This is a genomic window from Streptomyces sp. CLCI03, from assembly GCF_053615355.1.
In genome coordinates, this window is sequence record NZ_CM132132.1 from 5,075,117 (window position 1) to 5,091,857 (window position 16,741).

At 71.9% G+C, this 16,741-nt stretch carries 10 protein-coding genes; 4 read left to right on the top strand and 6 right to left on the bottom strand.

Going from position 1 to position 16,741, the window contains the following annotated elements:
• The first annotated feature begins 62 nt into the window (after positions 1–62).
• Complete coding sequence (locus ACWG52_RS23430; protein WP_389816311.1) at positions 63–713, top strand: DUF1707 SHOCT-like domain-containing protein; 651 nt, start codon at positions 63–65, stop codon at positions 711–713.
• A 697-nt stretch (positions 714–1,410) separates the two neighbouring features.
• A complete protein-coding gene (locus tag ACWG52_RS23435; protein ID WP_389817221.1) occupies positions 1,411–2,700 on the top strand; it encodes a DUF445 domain-containing protein in 1,290 nt (429 codons plus the stop codon).
• On the opposite strand, the gene ACWG52_RS23440 is transcribed toward ACWG52_RS23435, so the two are convergent.
• Positions 2,670–3,692 carry a hypothetical protein gene (locus tag ACWG52_RS23440; protein WP_453125807.1) on the bottom strand — a complete coding sequence of 341 codons (1,023 nt, stop codon included), beginning with the start codon at positions 3,690–3,692 and terminating at the stop codon, positions 2,670–2,672. The two genes, ACWG52_RS23435 and ACWG52_RS23440, sit on opposite strands and share 31 nt — an antisense overlap.
• Positions 3,693–3,726: 34 nt before the next feature.
• Positions 3,727–4,263: a GNAT family N-acetyltransferase gene (locus ACWG52_RS23445; RefSeq protein ID WP_389817226.1), complete on the bottom strand. Its 537-nt coding sequence runs from the start codon at positions 4,261–4,263 to the stop codon at positions 3,727–3,729.
• Between the two features lie 184 nt (positions 4,264–4,447).
• On the opposite strand from ACWG52_RS23445, the gene ACWG52_RS23450 reads away from it, so the two are divergent.
• Positions 4,448–4,639, top strand: a complete 192-nt coding sequence (locus ACWG52_RS23450) for a hypothetical protein (protein ID WP_389817229.1) — start codon at positions 4,448–4,450, stop codon at positions 4,637–4,639.
• 39 nt (positions 4,640–4,678) lie between these two features.
• Complete coding sequence (locus ACWG52_RS23455) at positions 4,679–4,975, top strand: hypothetical protein (protein ID WP_326748155.1); 297 nt, start codon at positions 4,679–4,681, stop codon at positions 4,973–4,975.
• Between the two features lie 134 nt (positions 4,976–5,109).
• Here the strand turns inward: ACWG52_RS23455 and drmB are convergent, their stop codons facing one another.
• From drmB to ACWG52_RS23475, 4 genes are read right to left on the bottom strand one after another with little or no spacing between them, the layout of a single operon-like run.
• The gene (drmB, locus tag ACWG52_RS23460; protein ID WP_389817232.1) at positions 5,110–6,966 is read right to left on the bottom strand and encodes a DrmB family protein; all 1,857 of its coding nucleotides are present in this window, start codon (positions 6,964–6,966) and stop codon (positions 5,110–5,112) included.
• Positions 6,967–10,170: a helicase-related protein gene (locus tag ACWG52_RS23465; protein ID WP_390169458.1), complete on the bottom strand. Its 3,204-nt coding sequence runs from the start codon at positions 10,168–10,170 to the stop codon at positions 6,967–6,969. It abuts the gene before it with no gap.
• Positions 10,167–12,071, bottom strand: coding sequence for a UvrD-helicase domain-containing protein (locus ACWG52_RS23470; RefSeq protein ID WP_453125811.1), 1,905 nt, complete (start codon positions 12,069–12,071; stop codon positions 10,167–10,169). Before ACWG52_RS23470 ends, ACWG52_RS23465 begins: the two co-directional genes overlap by 4 nt.
• Positions 12,068–16,741 (bottom strand): DEAD/DEAH box helicase, encoded by a 4,674-nt coding sequence (locus ACWG52_RS23475; RefSeq protein ID WP_453125813.1) that lies wholly within the window; start codon positions 16,739–16,741, stop codon positions 12,068–12,070. The genes ACWG52_RS23470 and ACWG52_RS23475 overlap by 4 nt, the downstream gene beginning before the upstream one ends.

Here is a 16,741-nt window from a genome sequence, read left to right on the forward strand (position 1 = left end):
CGGGGGCGATCTCAGGGGCTGAGCCATACAACTCCCCGACAACCCTGCATAGTCTGGTCCACATGAGTGACGAGCGGCCGGAGAAGCCGTTGCCGGAGCTGAGGGCGTCGGACGCCGACCGGGACCGGGTGGTGGAGCGTCTGCGGGACGCCGTCGCCGAGGGCCGGCTCGACATGGAGGAGTTCGAGGAGCGGCTGGAGGCGGCGTACACGTCGCGGACGTACGCGGAGCTGGAACCGCTGACGCGGGACCTGCCGGCTCCGGCGGGCGGTCCGGTCGCCCGGCCCGGGGCGAGCACCGAGCCCTGGACGGGGCGGATCGGCGGGGCGGGCAGCTCGGCGACGGCCGTCGCGGTGATGTCGGGCTTCCAGCGCAAGGGCCGGTGGACGGTGCCGGCGCGGTTCGACGCGGTGGCGTTCTGGGGCGGCGGGGAGCTCGACCTGCGCGAGGCGGACTTCGCGCAGCGCGAGGTGGTGATCAACTGCGTCGCGGTCATGGGCGGTATCCAGATCACGGTGCCGCCGGGGGTGGAGGTGGACGTCCGGGGCTTCGGCTTCATGGGCGCCTTCGACCAGCGCGACAATCCGGGGCCGGCCGAGCCGGGCGCGCCGCGGGTGGTGGTGACGGGCTTCGCCTTCTGGGGCGGCGTGGAGGTGAAGGTCAAGAAGCGGAAGCGGCCTCTGGGTGGGCCCTCGCTCCGCAAAGAGCTGTAGCCGCGGGGGCTCCGGCCGGTCGGTGGTTCCGGGGCTCCGCCCCGGACCCCGCGCCTCAAACGCCGGCGGGGCTGGGTGGTGTGGGTCGGTGCCCCGCCGGAGTGTCTCCTCGGCTCGCGCGGTTCGGCATGTCTCGGCTGTTCGCGGGGGTGCGCGCTCGTCCTGCGGGGACACTCCGCCGTGTCCCCGCCCCACGGCAGGACTTCGACAGTGCCCCCCGAAGCCGGCCCGACGCGTGGGGAGCGGGGACGGGCAGGGGTGTCCCCGCAGGACGAGCGCGCAACCACCGCCCACAGCCGAGACGCGCCCGCATCGCGCGAGCCGAGGAGACACCCCTGCCCGGCCCCGCGCACCCGCCCGCGCCGTCACCGGACCCCGCCCGCCCCGCCCGGAGGGAACGGCGCGAGCCGAGGAGACACCCCTGCCCGGCCCCGCGCACCCGCCCGCGCCGTCACCGGACCCCGCCCGCCCCGCCCGGAGGGAACGGCGCGAGCCGAGGAGACACCCCTGCCCGGCCCCGCGCACCCGCCCGGACGGCAGTCCGGATTCCGGCCCGCAGGCCGATACGGACCGGCTAGGTCGACCCGGACCGCTACCCGCCGCGGGAGCGGACTGGCGTGGCGGGAACTCCTCGGGGCTCCCGGGAGTCGGATGCTATGCAGACAAAACCGGCGCCCCCGGGGGAAGGCAGGAGCACGTGGAGAACCGCAGCACCACCGGAGGGTTCGTGTTCAGTGCCGCCGACGAGGAGCGCCGGCGTGGGGTCCGGCGGATGAAGGCCACCGCGACCGGTCTGTTGCTCCTGGTCGCGGTGGTGTACGTACTCGCCAAGTACGCCCAGCACGCCTGGGGGGCCGGCGGTTGGGCCGCGTACGTCGCCGCCGCGGCCGAGGCCGGGATGGTCGGCGCGCTCGCGGACTGGTTCGCCGTGACCGCCCTCTTCCGGCACCCGCTCGGGCTGCCCATCCCGCACACCGCGATCATCCCGACCAAGAAGGACCAGCTCGGCGCCACCCTCGGCGAGTTCGTCGGGGAGAACTTCCTCTCCGCCGACGTGGTGCGGGCCCGGCTCCACGCCCTCGGCATCGGCGGCCGTCTCGGCTCGTGGCTCGCCGAGCCCGAGCATGCCGACCGGGTGACGGCCGAGCTGGCCGCCGCCCTGCGCGGTGCGCTCACCGTGCTGCGCGACTCCGACGTGCAGGCCGTGGTCGGTGAGGCCATCACGCGGCGCGCCGAGACCGCCGAGATCGCGCCGGGTCTCGGCAAGACCTTGGAGCGGGTCGTCGAGGACGGTGGCCATCGTCGTGCCGTCGATCTGATCTGTGCCAAGGCCCACGACTGGCTCGTCACCCACGGGGCCTCGATCACGGACGCGGTCCAGGGGGGTGCCCCGGGCTGGACCCCGCGGTTCGTGGACCGGAAGGTGGGCGAGCGGGTCTACAAGGAGTTGCTGCGTTTCGTCACGGAGATGCGGGACATGCCCGAGCATCCGGCGCGTGCGGCGGTGGACCGGTTCCTGACGGACTTCGCGGCCGATCTCCAGTCGGACACCGAGACCCGGGCGAAGGTGGAGCGGCTCAAGTCCGAGATCCTGGCGCGTGACGAGGTCCAGGACGTCATCGCCTCGGCGTGGTCGGCGATCCGGTCGATGATCATCTCGGCGGCGGAGGACGAGCAGAGCGAGCTGCGCCTGCGGGTCCGGGCCTCGCTGCTCGCGCTCGGTGCGCGTCTGGCCACGGACGGCCGGCTGCAGGCGAAGGTGGAGGGGTGGATCGAGGGCGCCGTCGTCTACGTCGTCACCACCTACCGGACGGAGATCACCTCGCTGATCACGGACACGGTGGCGGGCTGGGACGCCGAGCACACCTCCCGCAAGATCGAGGCCCACATCGGCCGTGACCTGCAGTTCATCCGTATCAACGGCACGGTGGTCGGCGCCTTGGCGGGCCTGCTGATCTATACGGTCTCGCGCGCCTTCGGGGCGTAGGCCCTGGGGAGCGGCAGTTCCAGTTGGGCGTGCCCGCGGGCGGTGACCCGTAGGGGTTCGGGGCGGGCCGCGCCCAGGGTGAGGAGTGCGCGTAGGGCGGCGATCACGTCGGCCGGTCTGTCGCGGAGGATCCCGGGTGTCGTGCCGGCGACCAGGACGCCTCGGGCCTCCAGGCGCAGCCGCCGCAGGAGGGTGGCCTGCCAGGCGTCGCGCGTGTAGTGGTATTCGGCGGAGTCGATCTCCAGGGCCACGCCTTCGTCGGGCCAGTACGCGTCCGGGCTGGCCAGGAAGGTTCCGTCGGGGCCGTGGAGGCGGGCGTTCCAGAGCGGGGCCGGGAGGTCGGTGGCGGCGAGGGTCTCGCGCGCGCGGCCCTCGGCGATCGAGCGGACCCCGGCGACCAGTTCGGCGGCCGCGGCGCGGACGGCGGGGCGGCCGTGGACGCGGCCCGTGCGCAGTTCGGCGCGCAGGTCGTGCGGGTGGCACCAGCCGCCCTGGACGACGTTGGCCAGGACGGAGCGCACCAGATCGGCGTCGTCCGTGCGGGTGGCGAAGTCGGCGGCGGCTCGGATCGGGCGGGTGCTGGGGACTCCGGAGATGTGGATGGTGGCGGGCCAACGTGTGGTGGGGCGGGGTCGGACCCGGCCTGCCGCGGCCGGTGAGCGTGGGGCGCGGACGAGGACGTCGAGGGGTTCGGGTGGGGCGTCGCGGATGCCGAGGAGGGCGAGCGCGGCGCCGCCGGTGAGCGCGGCGGTGGTTCCGGAGAGGGGGTCGGCCGCGGGGTGGGCGGCGTACAGGACGGCGGACAGCGCCTGCTGGCGGGTGTCGGGCGGGCCGGTCTGCAGCAGGTACACCCGTGGCAGGAGCCGTTGCCAGGGCCCTCCGTGGCGGCTGCGGCCGCTGATGGTGGTGGACGGGATCCCGGCCTGCGTGAGCTGGTGGTAGGTGGCCAGGTTCAGCTGGCGTCGGGCGGTACGGGCGATGGCGGTGATCATGCCCCCGGTATGCCCGGTGGGGCGGGTCCGATGCTCAGGCCGAGGGGTGGTTCGGGGCGAGGAAGACGACGACGCCGTTCCGGGTGCCGGGCAGGGGGGTGACCTCGTGCCAGCCGAGGCGCCGGTAGGTGGCGACGGTGTCGGTGGCCACCCGGGCGGTCAGCAGCCAGGCGCGTTCGTCGGGGGCGTCGGCGGTGATCTCGGCGAGCAGGGCGCGCCCGGTGCCGTTGCCGCGCGCGTGCGGGCGTACGGCGAGTTCGTCGATCTCCAGGGCGCCGATGAGGAGTTCTCGGACGCGCTGTCGGCCGAGCTGTGCGGAGACCTGTCCGTAGGCGCGGTCGCGGGGGAAGGTCTTGGGGGTCAGCCAGGCGGTGGCGAAGCCGTCGATGCCGGCGGGGGACTGTGCGAAGGCGGTGCGGAATCCGGTGCGGCGGCTGTCGGCGTGGAGTCGGGGGGAGAACTGGCGAATGGTTTCTTCATCCTCGTTCCACGGTGGCGCGGAGAACACCTCGCTGTAGGCGTCGGCCAGTTCGTCCGTGAGGTCCAGCACGGCCGGTCCATAACAGATCACGTTTGCAGCTCCTTGGGCCGGCTTGGGCGGCTTCGGTCGGATCGCCCGTGTAGGAGAGTGAATCTACGCCGGGGAGGTTCCACGGAGGGCACCTGCACGGATCCGGAGGGTGTGCGACAAATCCGACTTCCGTACGTGGCCGGGTCGCCCGTATCGCCTTCCCCCGGACCGGCGTTGAACCGGTGTGCCCAGCTCTCTCCTCCGCAAAGCCCTGATCGGCCTCGCCGCGTGCGCGGTGGCGTTCTTCATCACCCTCGGCGTCATCGCGGTCCTGCCCCGCGCCGTCCAGGACACGGTCCCGCCCGGCGTTCTCGGCGGAGCCGTGGTGGTCCTGGGCGTGGGCACCGCGCGCCGCTTCGCACGGCGTGCGCGTTAGCCTCGTCCGGAGACGTTCGAACGGCTGGAGGACTCCACGATGGCGCAGATTCCCACCTCGGCGATAGCGGCGGCCGGCCTGGTCGGCGGCTACGCCACGGCCCGCTGGACCGGCGTACGCCCGCTCGGCGGCGTGATCCTCGCGGCCGCCGGTACGGTCGCCGCCCGCGAATGGCACCGCCGTACGAGCCCGACGACCACGGCCCTCCTGGGCGCGGGCTACGTGGCCGCGTTCGCGGGATCGCACCCGCTGGCGAAGAGGATCGGGGCGTGGCCCGCGGTCTTCACGGCGGCGGCCGCGGTGGCAGCGGCCTCCTACGCGGCGGCGGACCGCTAGGTCCTGTCGTCAAAGTGGCGCCGCGGGCCAGGCGCCACTTTGACGACAGGACCTGGATTCCGCCCGGGCCCGGGGGTGTCCCGCCGATCGGCCGCGATCGGCAGGACCCCTCGGGCCGGACGGTGGCCGGTCCGTCAGAGCGTCCCGTGGAAGAAGCCGACCTCGGGATCCTGCGGGGTGCCGATGAGCAGGGCGCGGTCCAGGAAGCGGTTGAACTGCTCGCAGCTGGTCTCGGGGAGCAGGACGCAGCAGTGGCAGGCGGCGAGGTTGACGTTGTCGGCCCCGCTGACCGGGGATTCCATGCACAGCGGGTCGGCGGAGCACCACGCGGCCCGGGTCAGGGCCGAGGTGAGGGATCGCGTGAGCGCGTCCGGCTCGCCCTGGCTGACCAGTCCGCCGAGGCTCCCGGCGGAGTCGCTGGTCGCGGTGTAGAGCAGCACGCCGGTCATCTCGTCGTCGACGTAGAGGCGTTCGCGCAGTGCCGAGGCGGGATAGCCGCAGTCGAGGCTCCACTCGTTGATCAGCACGTGCGCCAGGGTGTGGACGAGCAGCATGCGGGGTGTGACCGGGGAGAGTTCCGGGTCGCCGTCCGGGCCGGCCTGCTCGGCGAGCAGCGCGAGATGGTGCTCACGCACCACGTCGGCGCGACGGGTCACCTCCGGATGCCGCTGTTCCCAGCGGGCCACGCGTTCGCGGTCCAGTCGCAGGAACACGCCCTCGCCCACGACCTCGATGGCCGGCAGCCATCCCTGCGGGTTGCGCGACAGCGAGGAATGCCGTTCGGGGGCGGCCGAGGTCGGGGCGGTCAGCCGGGTGAAGGAGGTCAGGGCCCGGACCTCCCGCAGGCGGGGGACCAGCATCACCTGGTCGATGCCCGTGCGGTCGGGGAGGTCACCGAGGTCGCCCGGGTCCTGCGTCTCGAAGTCGGGGCTGACGCGGTGGTCGTACTCGGTGCTGCGTTGCAGCTGCTCGTACTCGTCGCGGCGCAGCGGATCGATCAGCACCGCCGCGGCGTCCTCCTCCTTGGCCTCACGTGCCTCGGTGGCCCGTTGGCCGACGCGTACCGCGGCCAGGAGAGCGGCGGCGTCGTAGCCGGACTTCTGCAGCTGAGGCGTCATCCCGATGTAGACGAGGATCTCCGCGTCGGTCCGATCGCGGAACTTCGACATGAAGGGGCGGACGAGCTTGTTGGCGCCCTGGGACCACGGGGGGATGGTCAGCGCGGAGGAGACCATGGGGAACCAGGCGGCGGAGGAACCACGCTGTATGGCTCGCGGGTCCTCGGTGCATTCCTCGGGGGCGGAGTCGTCCTTCAGCCAGGGCCGTCGCCCGGAGCAGCGGATCCCGAGCGAGGCCAGCGCCTTGCGGCCGAGGGCTCCTTCGAGGGACTTGGGGGCCACTCCGCACGAGCAGTGGATGCGGATGGAACGCAGGGAGGCGGTGCGGCCCGCCGTGCGGATTTCGAGGCGGTGGGGCTGGGAGCCGCCCGCCGGGCGTTCCTCGGACTTGTGGACCCAGAGCCAGTACGGGAAGTCGGCGAGGTGTCCGTTCTCGCAGACCATGACGAAGCGGGACGGGGTCAGCTCCGTGGTCTCGCACCTGCCGCACTTGTTCTTCTTCGGGTCCGCGGTCAGCCGGCGGTGCTCGTCGAGGGAGTGGCAGGTGGAGCAGGAGTACCACTCGGGGAAGCGGGCGACGTGGACGCCGTCGCTCGGCGCGTTCTCGTCGGTGGTGGCGGGCGGCAGGTGGAATCCGTCGACGTTCAGCCGGTACTGGAGGCGGGGCTCGGTGAGTTCGAACTCCGACGGCACGTGCCAGGAGTCGAGTCCGCGCACGATGAAGGACTCGCTGTCGATCGCGATCATCGATCCGACACCGTAGGTGGTGATCATCTGGGCGCGCCGGGCCGAACCGAGCTTGCGGGGTCCGCTCTCGGCGCGCAGTCGCTGGAGGCGGGAGCCGGAGCGGGAGCGCCGGGGGGACTCTGACATCTACTTCTCCTCGAACAGGTCGGACTCGGCGTCGACGTCGCGCAGGCTGGTGAGCGTGCGGAAGGACTCGCCGTCCTCGGCCTCCGCGAACGGCACCAGCAGGGCGGGGCGTTTGCCGAACCAGCCCTCGTACACGAGGGTGTCCGGATACGTCTCGGCGAGCAGTCGCCAGTCGTCGATGATCTCTTCGAGTTCCGCGTCCACGTCGTCGGCGTGTTCGGGGGCGATGTCCCGGGCCCGACAGGTGATGGCGGTGCGGATGTCCTTCAGCCGGTCCTCGAACCGGTCGATCTTCGTGGCGCCGCTCTTGGGGCGGGCCGCCTCGATGGTGAGGCGGGCGAGGCCGACGAGGACGGCGTGCAGGGCCCGGTCCCGGGCGCGGGGGGAGAACGGGGTGACGCTCGTCGACTCGACCTGGCGGTAGAGGGCCGAGTGGTAGGTGGTGAAGTTCTCGTAGTGCGAACGGTCGCGCGAGCGAGCCGAGTTCAGGAGGGTGACGACGAGTCCCGGGTGGCTGCGTCCGACCCGGCTGGTCGCCTGGATGTACTCGGCGGTGGTCTGCGGCTGCCCCATGACCGCCATGAGGCCCAGCCGGTCGATGTCGACGCCCACCGAGATCATGTTCGTGGCGAGCAGGACGTCGACCGCGTCGGGGTGCGGGTGGCGGCGCTCCAGATCCTTGAGGTACTTGGGGATGTCGCTCGCGTCGATGCGGCTGGTGAGTTCGGACGGCTCGTTGATCTCACGCGTCCGCGTCTCGGCCTGGGCGGCGAGCAGTGCGATCCGGTCGTGGACGTCGTCCCTGACCTGCAGTTCGGCCGCGGCAAGCAGGCGCAGACTGTTGAAGTAGCCGACGAGCGTCCAGTAGGCGTCCCGGACGGCGCCGGGGCCCTCGATCAGTGCGGCGTGGTGGAGCAGCGCGGCGTACGCGCGCACGAGGAGGGTGGCCTGGCTGGTGGACGGGGTCAGCAGGCCGACGTAGCGGCGGGTGGCCTTGCGGTCGGCCGGCGCCTCGCGGGAGAACCACGAGTCGCGGGAGTCGAGCGCGGTGGGCGGGAACTGGTGGACCTCACGGTGGAACAGGGCGTGGCCCTGCTGCTTGGCCCGTCGGATCGTCGCGGTGGAGGCGATCACCTTGGGTGTCTCCGCGGCGAGGTCGATCATCGTTTCGTACAGCCCGGTCATGGTCCCGAGCGGGCCCGAGATCAGGTGCAGCTCGTCCTGGACGATCAGTTCGGGCGGCGGGGTGTCGTCGGCGGGCCGGTTCAGGTTGAACAGGGCGGCGGTCCGCTCCTCCCACGGGATGAGGGCGAACTTGTCGACCGTCGCGATCACCAGCGTGGGGCGTGCCTGGTAGACGGTCTGGTCCACCACGTGGATCGGCAGGCCTTCGTGGAAGTCGCAGTCCTCGGCGGGGCACGCGACGACCATCGCGGCGGGTTCCAGGGTGACCGTGTAGTCGTGGGCGTCCAGAGCGGATCCGCACCAGGGGCAGGCGCGGAGCTGGACGGGGTTCTCCTTGGCGACCGATTGGCCGTTGCGGAGCTTCTGCAGGCTCTTCTGCGCGGTCTTGAGGTCGTTCGGGGTGGCCGACTGGCCCACCCACATGCCGATGGAGATCCTTTCCGTGCCCAGCGGGCGCGCGGAGTTCTTCGCCTCCAGGCGGATGCGTTCCATCGCGCAGATCAGGATGGTCGCCCGTTCGAACTGCTGGAGGGTCAGCAGGCGGAGCGTGTACCGCATCAGTACGGTCACCCCGCCGCCGGATTCGCGGCGGCGCAGTCGCCGCAGGAACACGGTGAACGCGATGAGGCCGAGGTAGGCCTCGGTCTTGCCACCGCCGGTCGGGAACCACAGGAGGTCGGCGATCTGCCGGTCGTCGTGCTGGGGATCGGCGATGCCGTCGAGGCACAGCAGGACGAAGCCGATCTGGAAGGGGCGCCAGGCGTTGGGGCGGCCCGGCTCACCTTCCTTGATCGTGATCGCGCGGGTGCGCTGGTCGTCCATGGCGCGGTTGGCCAGCCGGAAGGCTTCCAGGCAGTCGTCGTCGACGCGCAGCAGCTCGACGCCGGAGCGCATGCGTCCCAGAGCGGTGGCGCAGTGGTCGATCTGCAGCAGGGCCAGTTCGGCGAACTCGGAGGAGCCGAGCCGTTCGGCGTCGGTCCTGCGCTCCGCGATCCAGTTCTCGTAGGAGGACAGGAGCGCCAGGAGGGCGGGCACGATCTCGTCCCGGGGCGCGGTCGAGAGCCACTTCATGCCCAACGAGGTCGCGTCGATGTCGGGGTTCGAGTCGGTGAGCATGACCTCGTACGTGGGCACGAGCTCGGTGTGCACGGCGTCGATGCGGTACGGCCCGGCGTCCGCCCGCAGGTGGTTCGGAGGGGGCGCCACCCAGTGCCAGTCCGCGGCGCAGCCGTGGCCCGTGGCGAAGGAGGGGGCGTGCCGGTGCAGGAGCCGGCTGACATCCAGCTCGGGGTCGGCCGAGCGGCCGTGGACGGGCCGTTCCACCAGACCGCCGGAGCCCGCGGGCGCGGTCACGGTCAGGCGGGGCTGGAAGAAGCAGGCCTCGTCCTGGGGGCCGGTCCTGGGGGCGGGCGTGGTGTTGATGAGGGTGACGGTCACCGCGACGGCCCCGGAGGCGTCCTCGCTGCGCACGATGATCTGCAGGGACAGGAGGTGGGGCAGGATCTCCACCGTCCGGGTGCCGGGCGCGGTGACGTCGACGGGTACGTCGCGGGCGGGGACGGCCTGGCGCGTCCATCGTTCGCCGGTGTCCTCGGTGGAGCGTCGTTCCGCGGCCTTGGCGGCGGTCGCCCGCCCCGACGCGTCGACCGGTAGGTAGCGGGCGGCCTCGACGCGGACGGTGACCTCGGGGGCCGCCACCCGGTCGACGGCGAAGGTGATGCCCATGGCCGAGGGGCGACGTACGTTGGAGAGGGCGACGCCGGAGTCGTCCCGGTCCCCGTCGCGCTGCTCCCGGCGGGCCACGTCGGCCGCGGGGTCGGGGTCGTCGTCGGCGGCCCGCTCGGTCCGGTCCTCGGCGGCGTCGCCCTGCGGGAACAGGGCCCCGACGGGATAGGTGGTGACCGGCGGGTCCTCCAGCACCTCGTCCGGTCCGCCCTTGGGACCCATCAGGTCGAGGACGAGCCGGTGCACCAACTCGTCCCGGAACTCGTAGTGTTCGTCGTGCTCGCTCTTCATCATCCCTCGCCGTCCTCCGTGCCCTTCCGCTCCCACTCGTAGCGCCCCAGCCCGATCGGCCGGGGGGCCAGCCATACGCCCCGCTCGCCCAGGCCCGCGCCGAGAGCGACGTTGTCGCTGCCCACGACGGTTTCCACCGAGTCGAGGAACAGGTCCGTGATGGTGAGTGGCCATGCGAGTGCGGCCGCGTCCTTGCGGGTCCTGCGGATCGTGTACATGTCCTTGCGGAAGGCCTCGGAGGCGCTTCCGATGACGCGGCCGGCATGGCGCAGCAGGTAGGGAGGGCTCGCGTCCGGTCCGGTCGGGAGGGCGTGCGCGCGTACGAACTCGACGGGGTCGCCGGGGTGCACCTCCTGCGCGAGGTAGTGCTGCAGGTCGACGGCGTCGTCCTCGATGTCGTGGGCGCCGGCCGGGGCCTCGCGTGACACGTCGCCGCCGATGACTTCGATGCCGTACCGCTGTCCGCGCTTGGGACCCGTTCCGCCGCGGTACCAGCGGCCGGTCGGGGGCCGGCCGTCGTCGTCCTTGCGGAGGAAGGGGTCCCTGCGCAGGTCCAGGTGGTACAGGTCGGTGCGCGGTCGGGTCATGGCCACGTAGAGGGCGCGGGCCGCCGCGGCCGGATCGCCGTCCTTGGTGTCCGAGGCCGGCGCGGGACCGGGGTCGATCACGACGACCCGGTCGAACTCCAGCCCCTTGGCGCGGTGCACGGTGGAGACGACGAGTCTTCGCGTGTCCTGGGTGGTCAGTTCGTCCGGTGTCCGGCCGGCGGCGAGGGCGGTTTTCACCCGGTTCAGATCGATCCCCGACCGGTGCCCACGGCCGTCCAGCCGGACCAAGGCGTGCCACAGGACGTCGCGGGCCTCGCCGTCCGGGAGGTCCAGCTCGTCGGCGATCGCGTCGAACCGCGCCCTGGCCAGGGCGGATCCTTCGCATCGGCGGTAGAGCAGGCTCAACCAGGCGGGCAGCACGCGGTCCTGGGCGGAGCGCTGCACCCTGTGGGGTATGCCGGACGTCCACAGGGAGCGGGAGACGGCCAGGGCCTGGCCGTTGGTGGTGCACAGGATGGCGTTCGTGCCCTGGTCGGAACGGAGTGCGGAGGCGGCGAGTTCGCTGTCGAGGGGGGCGAAGGGAAGGTTCGACAGCAGCGCGGCGTGCAGCCGGCTGTGGACCGACCGGTGGCCCTCGGCGGTCAGGTCGTCCTGCTGGAGGTGGTGGCCCAGGTGGAGGGCGGTGCGGGCGGAGTCCGTCGTGGCGCGGAAGTTGCGGGTGAGCCGTAGCTCGCGCAGGTCCGCGGGGAAGCTGTTGCGCAGCCAGGGGAAGAAGCTGTTGACCTCCTCGGCGCGTCGTGCCACCGGTACCTGGAAGCCGTACAGGGACTGGGCGGGATCGCCGACGACGGTGAATCCGGCGTCCCGGTACTCGTCGAGCAGGGCCTCGATCATGCGGCTTCGATCACCGACGAGGTCCTGCACCTCGTCGACGACGACATGGGCCAGGTCCTCGGTGAGGTACGCGTCGAGCCTGCCTTCCCCGATCGCTTCCGTGGCGTTGCGGATGCGTTCGTCGAAGGGGACGGTGTGCCACTCGCCGGTGGGGGCGATCTCGGACAGGAAGGCGGTGGCCCAGCTGTCGAAGGTCTGTACCCGGACCCGGTCGGCGGCGACGGCGTGCCGCTGGATGCGTCGGCGCAGCTCGCGTACGGCGGCGTTGGAGAAGCTCAGGACGAGTATCTCGCCGGGCAGTACGTCGTCGCGCTCGACCAGGGCGTCGAGGCGGCGCACCAGGGTGTGGGTCTTGCCGGCGCCCGCCCCGGCGACGACCAGGCATTTGGCGTCCCAGGGCAGTTCCACGACGGCGCGCTGTTCGTCCGTGAGCGTGGGAGACGCTCCCGGGGTGTTCGTCACGTGCGCTCCCAGAGGTGCTCGAACTCGGTGAAGGCGAGCTTGTGACCGTAGTTCTCGATGTTGTCGTCGACGTTGAGGATGAGGCAGGTGTCCTTGCCTCCGTTCGCGGGTCCGCGGAGCCCGCGACCGATCATCTGCTGGTAGACGTTGGGGCTGTAGGTGGGGCGGGAGACGACCACCACGCGGGTGGCGGGGGCGTCGAAGCCCTGGGTGAGGACGCCGTAGTTGGCCAGGACCCGGATCCTGTTCTCCCGGAAGTCGTCCACCCGCTTGCGGCGGGTGGCGGTGGGCGTGGCCGAGTCGATGGAGTCGGCGGACACGCCCATGCCGTTCAGCTTGGCCGCGATCACCTTGGCGTGGGCCACGGAGGTGGCGAACAGCAGGACGGGCCAGTCGGCGGGCAGGGAGGCGATCTCGTCGACGAGCATCCGGTTGCGTTCGTGGTCGAACGCGAGCCGGTCCTCGACCGTGGCGGGCAGCGCGCCGAAGGTGTCCACCTTGCTCAGTTCCGAGGCGCTCATGGTCACCGTCGCGCCCCGCAGGACCCGCTGCTCGACCCTGGCCAGCACCTTCATGTCCTGCAGCTGGGGGTACGGGTCCGGGTCGAGGACGCCCTTGTCCAGTCGTGACCGGCCGTAGCGCTGGACGAGGCGCTGGGTCTCGTCCTCGTTCGTGCTGCGGAAGGGGGTCGCCGTCAGTCCGACCAGCGGCCGCTCGGTCCTGTTGTTGCGGGAGATCCCGAGGAGTTCGAAGAGCCGGGTGTAGCGCTTGGAGAGGGAGGTGTGCGCCTCGTCGACGATGACGGCCGAGGCCTCGCGCAGCCAGGCGTACGCCTCGGTGTCCAGGTGCCGTTCCAGTTTCGCGTCGACGGCGACCACGAGGTGGACGGTGGAGCGGATGTCGGTGGCGGAGTTGGCCCCCCACAGCCGGCTGATGGACAGCGCCTCGCGTTCGGCGCCGACCTTGGACCAGACGAACTTCCAGCTCTGCACGGCCTGCTCGCACAGTTCCTCGCTCTGCGCGATCCACAGGATCGGACCGGTGGGCCGGCGGTGCTTGATGGCCCGGATCACCGCTTCGGCCGCGACCCGCGTCTTGCCGGAGCCGGTGGGCATGCACAGCATGGCGCGTTTGGGGTCGGGGTCCGTCAGCAGGTAGAAGAGGTTCTGGGCGAGCTGCTCCTGGTAGTCGTGCAGGCGGGGGAAGTCCACGGGCCCCGCCACCTGCTCCATCGCGGGCGGGCTGACGGGGCGGGCGCCGGCGAACGCCTCGGGGAAGCCGAGGCGGTTGACGAACTGGCGCGCGGCGGTGTCGCCGCCGTAGCTGTTCGGGGCCTCGGCCCATCGGGAGGCGATCGCCTTGGCGTAGTGGCGCAGGACGCCGTCCTTCTCCGAGTTGTAGGCCAGTTCCGCGATCCGTCGCCCGTCGGGCTCCTTCCCGGACACGTGGAGCTCGTCCTCCCACAGGCCCGGCGGGAGTCCCGTGCGCAGGGCTTCCTCGCCGATCAGCAGCAGGAGCTTGTCGGTGACGCTCTCCGCGTGGACGACGCGCTGGAGCTTCTCGTTGGCCCGCTGCTGTTCCTGGAGCGCGATGACCTGCCGGCACTCGGCACGCGACAGTCGCCAGCCGAACACCTTGGACGCCTCGTGGAGGATCTCCAGCTCGTCCTCGGGGTGGCTGATCAACGCGACCCGGCCGTCGAGCGCGCTCTTCAGGGCGACGGGGCGGTAGTTGTGGTCGGTGCGGATGATCTCTTCGAGTCGGGTGCAGGACTGGAACCAGGCGTCGGCGGTCGCGAGGTCGGTGCGCAGGCGCAGGGAGGGGAAGCGGTTCAGGAGCAGCTCGGGTTCGGCCTCGGAGGCGTGACTCAGCTCCTTCGTGATCTTGTCGCCGGGGCTGCACATGTCCCACCGCTCACGCAGCAGTTCGGCGTCCTCCGGGGTGTCGACGAGGAGCGCCGGGACGGATTCGCGTACGAGGCTGTCGTACTCCTCGCGGACGGAGGTCACGGCGATGTCCGTGTCGGGTCGATGTCCCCATTCGGTGCCGATGCGGCAGCGGGTCTCGACGCCTTCCGGGAAGCCGGCGTCGGCGCGGGTGAGCAGGGTGTAGGCGTTGCCGAGGAAGGTGTCGTCCTCGCTGACGGCGATCCGCTCGTGGACCGTGTTCCACACCCGCTGCGGCACCTTGTCGAGGGTGCCGGGCATCTCCAGGGCGTCGGCCTGGGCGGGGGAGAGGCGGGCCACGGGGAGGACGGCCGCGTAGGGGGACAGCTGCGGTCCCACGCAAGCGCGCAGCGGGAGCAGTTCCCGGTCGGTGCGGGCGTACCCGTACCGGGTGACCATCCAGCGCAGCGGGGACGGCGCGGGTTCCTGGGTGCGGCTCTGCTTGCCGACCTGCCGGGTCCAGTTGCGGACCATGCCCCGGTCGGGCATCGCGGCGACGAAGTCGGCCCTGCCCTCTTCGCTCAGCCGGGTCAGGAATCCCAGCGGGCCGGCGGGCGAGGCGCCCTGCAAACGCATGGTCGCCCTGTTCGGACGGGCCGAGCTGGCCGGGAGGGTGGCGCAGTACGCCTTGTGCATGGCCTCCGCGTAGGACTCGAACCAGGGTTCGCCGGTCGGGTCCTGATCGACGTCCGGGCCCGAGCGCGCACCGAGGTCACGCAGGACGAGGAGGTCGTCCCGATGGAAGCGGGGGTCGACTGCGAGGGCCGCGTCGCGCGAGCCGTCGGCGGGGACGACGGGGCCGGGCAGCAGGCACGACTCGATGCTGCTGAACGCACCGGCGAGGGTACGCACCTTCAGGACGGCCGTCGGATGCGGCACCCTCTCGTTCAGGATGCGGATCGACTGGCCCGCCCCGGCCCGGCGGGACAGCTTCCAGAACTCCTCCCACGAGGATTCGCCGTACCGGGCGAATCCCTGGTCCACGACGGCTTCGAAGCGGCCGAGGGCGTCGGCCTCGTGGATCCCGATGGTGTCGAGGTCGGTGGAGAGCTCGCGCACCGTGGCGATCTCGGGGTGGACGTAGACCATCTCGTTCGGGAGGGAGTCGTCCAGGACCCGGCGGAAGACCGTGTTGGGGCGCGGGGCCACCAGGCCGTGCGCCTCCGTGAGGAGGATGCGGGCCTGTCGGGCCTCCGGGACGTACGGGCTGTTGCCGCGGATCATCGCCGCGAGGATCCGCAGCGCGCACGCGGACGCCGCGGGCGTGCCGTCGGTGACCAGGGCCTCCAGCCACTCCTGGACGGTCGCGCGTTCGTGGTGCGCGGCGTCGAGGATGTGGCCGAGCTTGCCGCGCCGGTCCCGGTCGGTCTCGACGGACCGGTGCACCCAGGCGGTGGGCCGGGCCGGGTGGGAGGCCCACAGGTCCAGCCACTCGGGCCGCAGCTCCTCCGGGTGGACGCGGAGGGCGGAGGGCTTCCGCAGTACCCCGTCCTGGTCGGGGAGGGAGGGTCTCGCGGCCGCCTCGCGCCACACCCCTTGGATCACCTGCCCGTCGGCCCAGTTGCGGCGCTCCTTGTAGCGGCCGGGCAGGTGGGCGAGGTGGCGGGCGGGGTCGGCGGGGTCCGTCAGGGCGGGCAGGGACGCGGCCACCAGACCGGCGGCGGCCCCCAGCAGCTCGTCGTTCAGCGGGGTGCCGTCGACCAGGTGCTGGCGGTCCTCGTTGGTCTTCCAGGCGGCGTTGAGTATGCCGCGCAGGGTCATCGGGTAGTGGGTGGGGAAGTAGGCCCAGAAGGCGCCCAGTTCACGTCGGCTCTCGGGCACGGCCCACGAGATGTCGATGACGGGCCGGTCGTGGAGTTCCCCGGAGGCCTCGCGGGTCTTCGCGGTGGGGGAGTAGGGCACGGTGAAGACGCGCCACGTCTCCCGCTCCGGTGGTCCGTCGTCGTCCGAGACGAGAAGGGTGTGGACGGTCCCTTCCCGGGTCCCGCTCAGGGAACGGCGGAAGCGCGCGTTCTCGCGCCGGTCCTCCAGGTCGATCGTCCCGACATGCGGGGAGAAGAGCGGGAATTCCCGGGGGAACGCGCGCAGGTCCCGGCCCAGGCGCGCCGCGGCCCCGGGCAGCAGCGGGAGCCGGACGACCGTGACGGCCCCGCAGGAGAAGAGGTCGTTCAGCACGTGGTCCTCGCGCAGTTCGCGCGCGAGGTCGAGCGGGCGGGCCATGCGCAGTACGGGAGTTTCCTTCGCCTGCGGATGGACCTCGTGGATGAGGTGCGCCGACCATTCGCGGTCGAATCCGAAGCTGCCCGTGACACTGAAGAACTGCGGGGTGTCGGTGATCGACAGGACGGACTTGACGCCCACGCCGAAGCGCCCGATCTGCCCTCCGCGCTTCTTCGAGACGCTCATGCGCAGAATGGTCTCGGCGCCGTCGGCGGAGAGCGGGTTTCCCTCGTTGGCGCAGTACAGATGGTTCTGCGTGAGGACCACGGCGACGCGGCCCGGCGTATCGCGATCCCTCAGTTCGTCCGCGCCGTTCTGCACGAGTTCGTACAACTGGCGATCACCGTAGCCCCCTTGCTGGATTCGCCGCTCGCCGTTCGCGTCCTCCAGGATCCGGCCGGGATCGTTGCGATAGGTGCTGAGGCTTCGGTCCGACTGGTCGAGGACGACGCGCAGCACGTCGGACAGGGGACCTGACTGCGCGGGGGACGGCTGAAAGGACAC

Excerpts from the sequence above, each read along its gene's own strand:
- ACWG52_RS23465 (WP_390169458.1), bottom strand. The coding sequence starts at position 10,170 with ATGATGAAGAGCGAGCACGACGAACACTACGAGTTCCGGGACGAGTTG.
- ACWG52_RS23440 (WP_453125807.1), bottom strand. The coding sequence starts at position 3,692 with ATGATCACCGCCATCGCCCGTACCGCCCGACGCCAGCTGAACCTGGCC.
- ACWG52_RS23455 (WP_326748155.1), top strand. The coding sequence starts at position 4,679 with ATGGCGCAGATTCCCACCTCGGCGATAGCGGCGGCCGGCCTGGTCGGC.
- drmB (WP_389817232.1), bottom strand. The coding sequence starts at position 6,966 with ATGTCAGAGTCCCCCCGGCGCTCCCGCTCCGGCTCCCGCCTCCAGCGA.
- ACWG52_RS23430 (WP_389816311.1), top strand. The coding sequence starts at position 63 with ATGAGTGACGAGCGGCCGGAGAAGCCGTTGCCGGAGCTGAGGGCGTCG.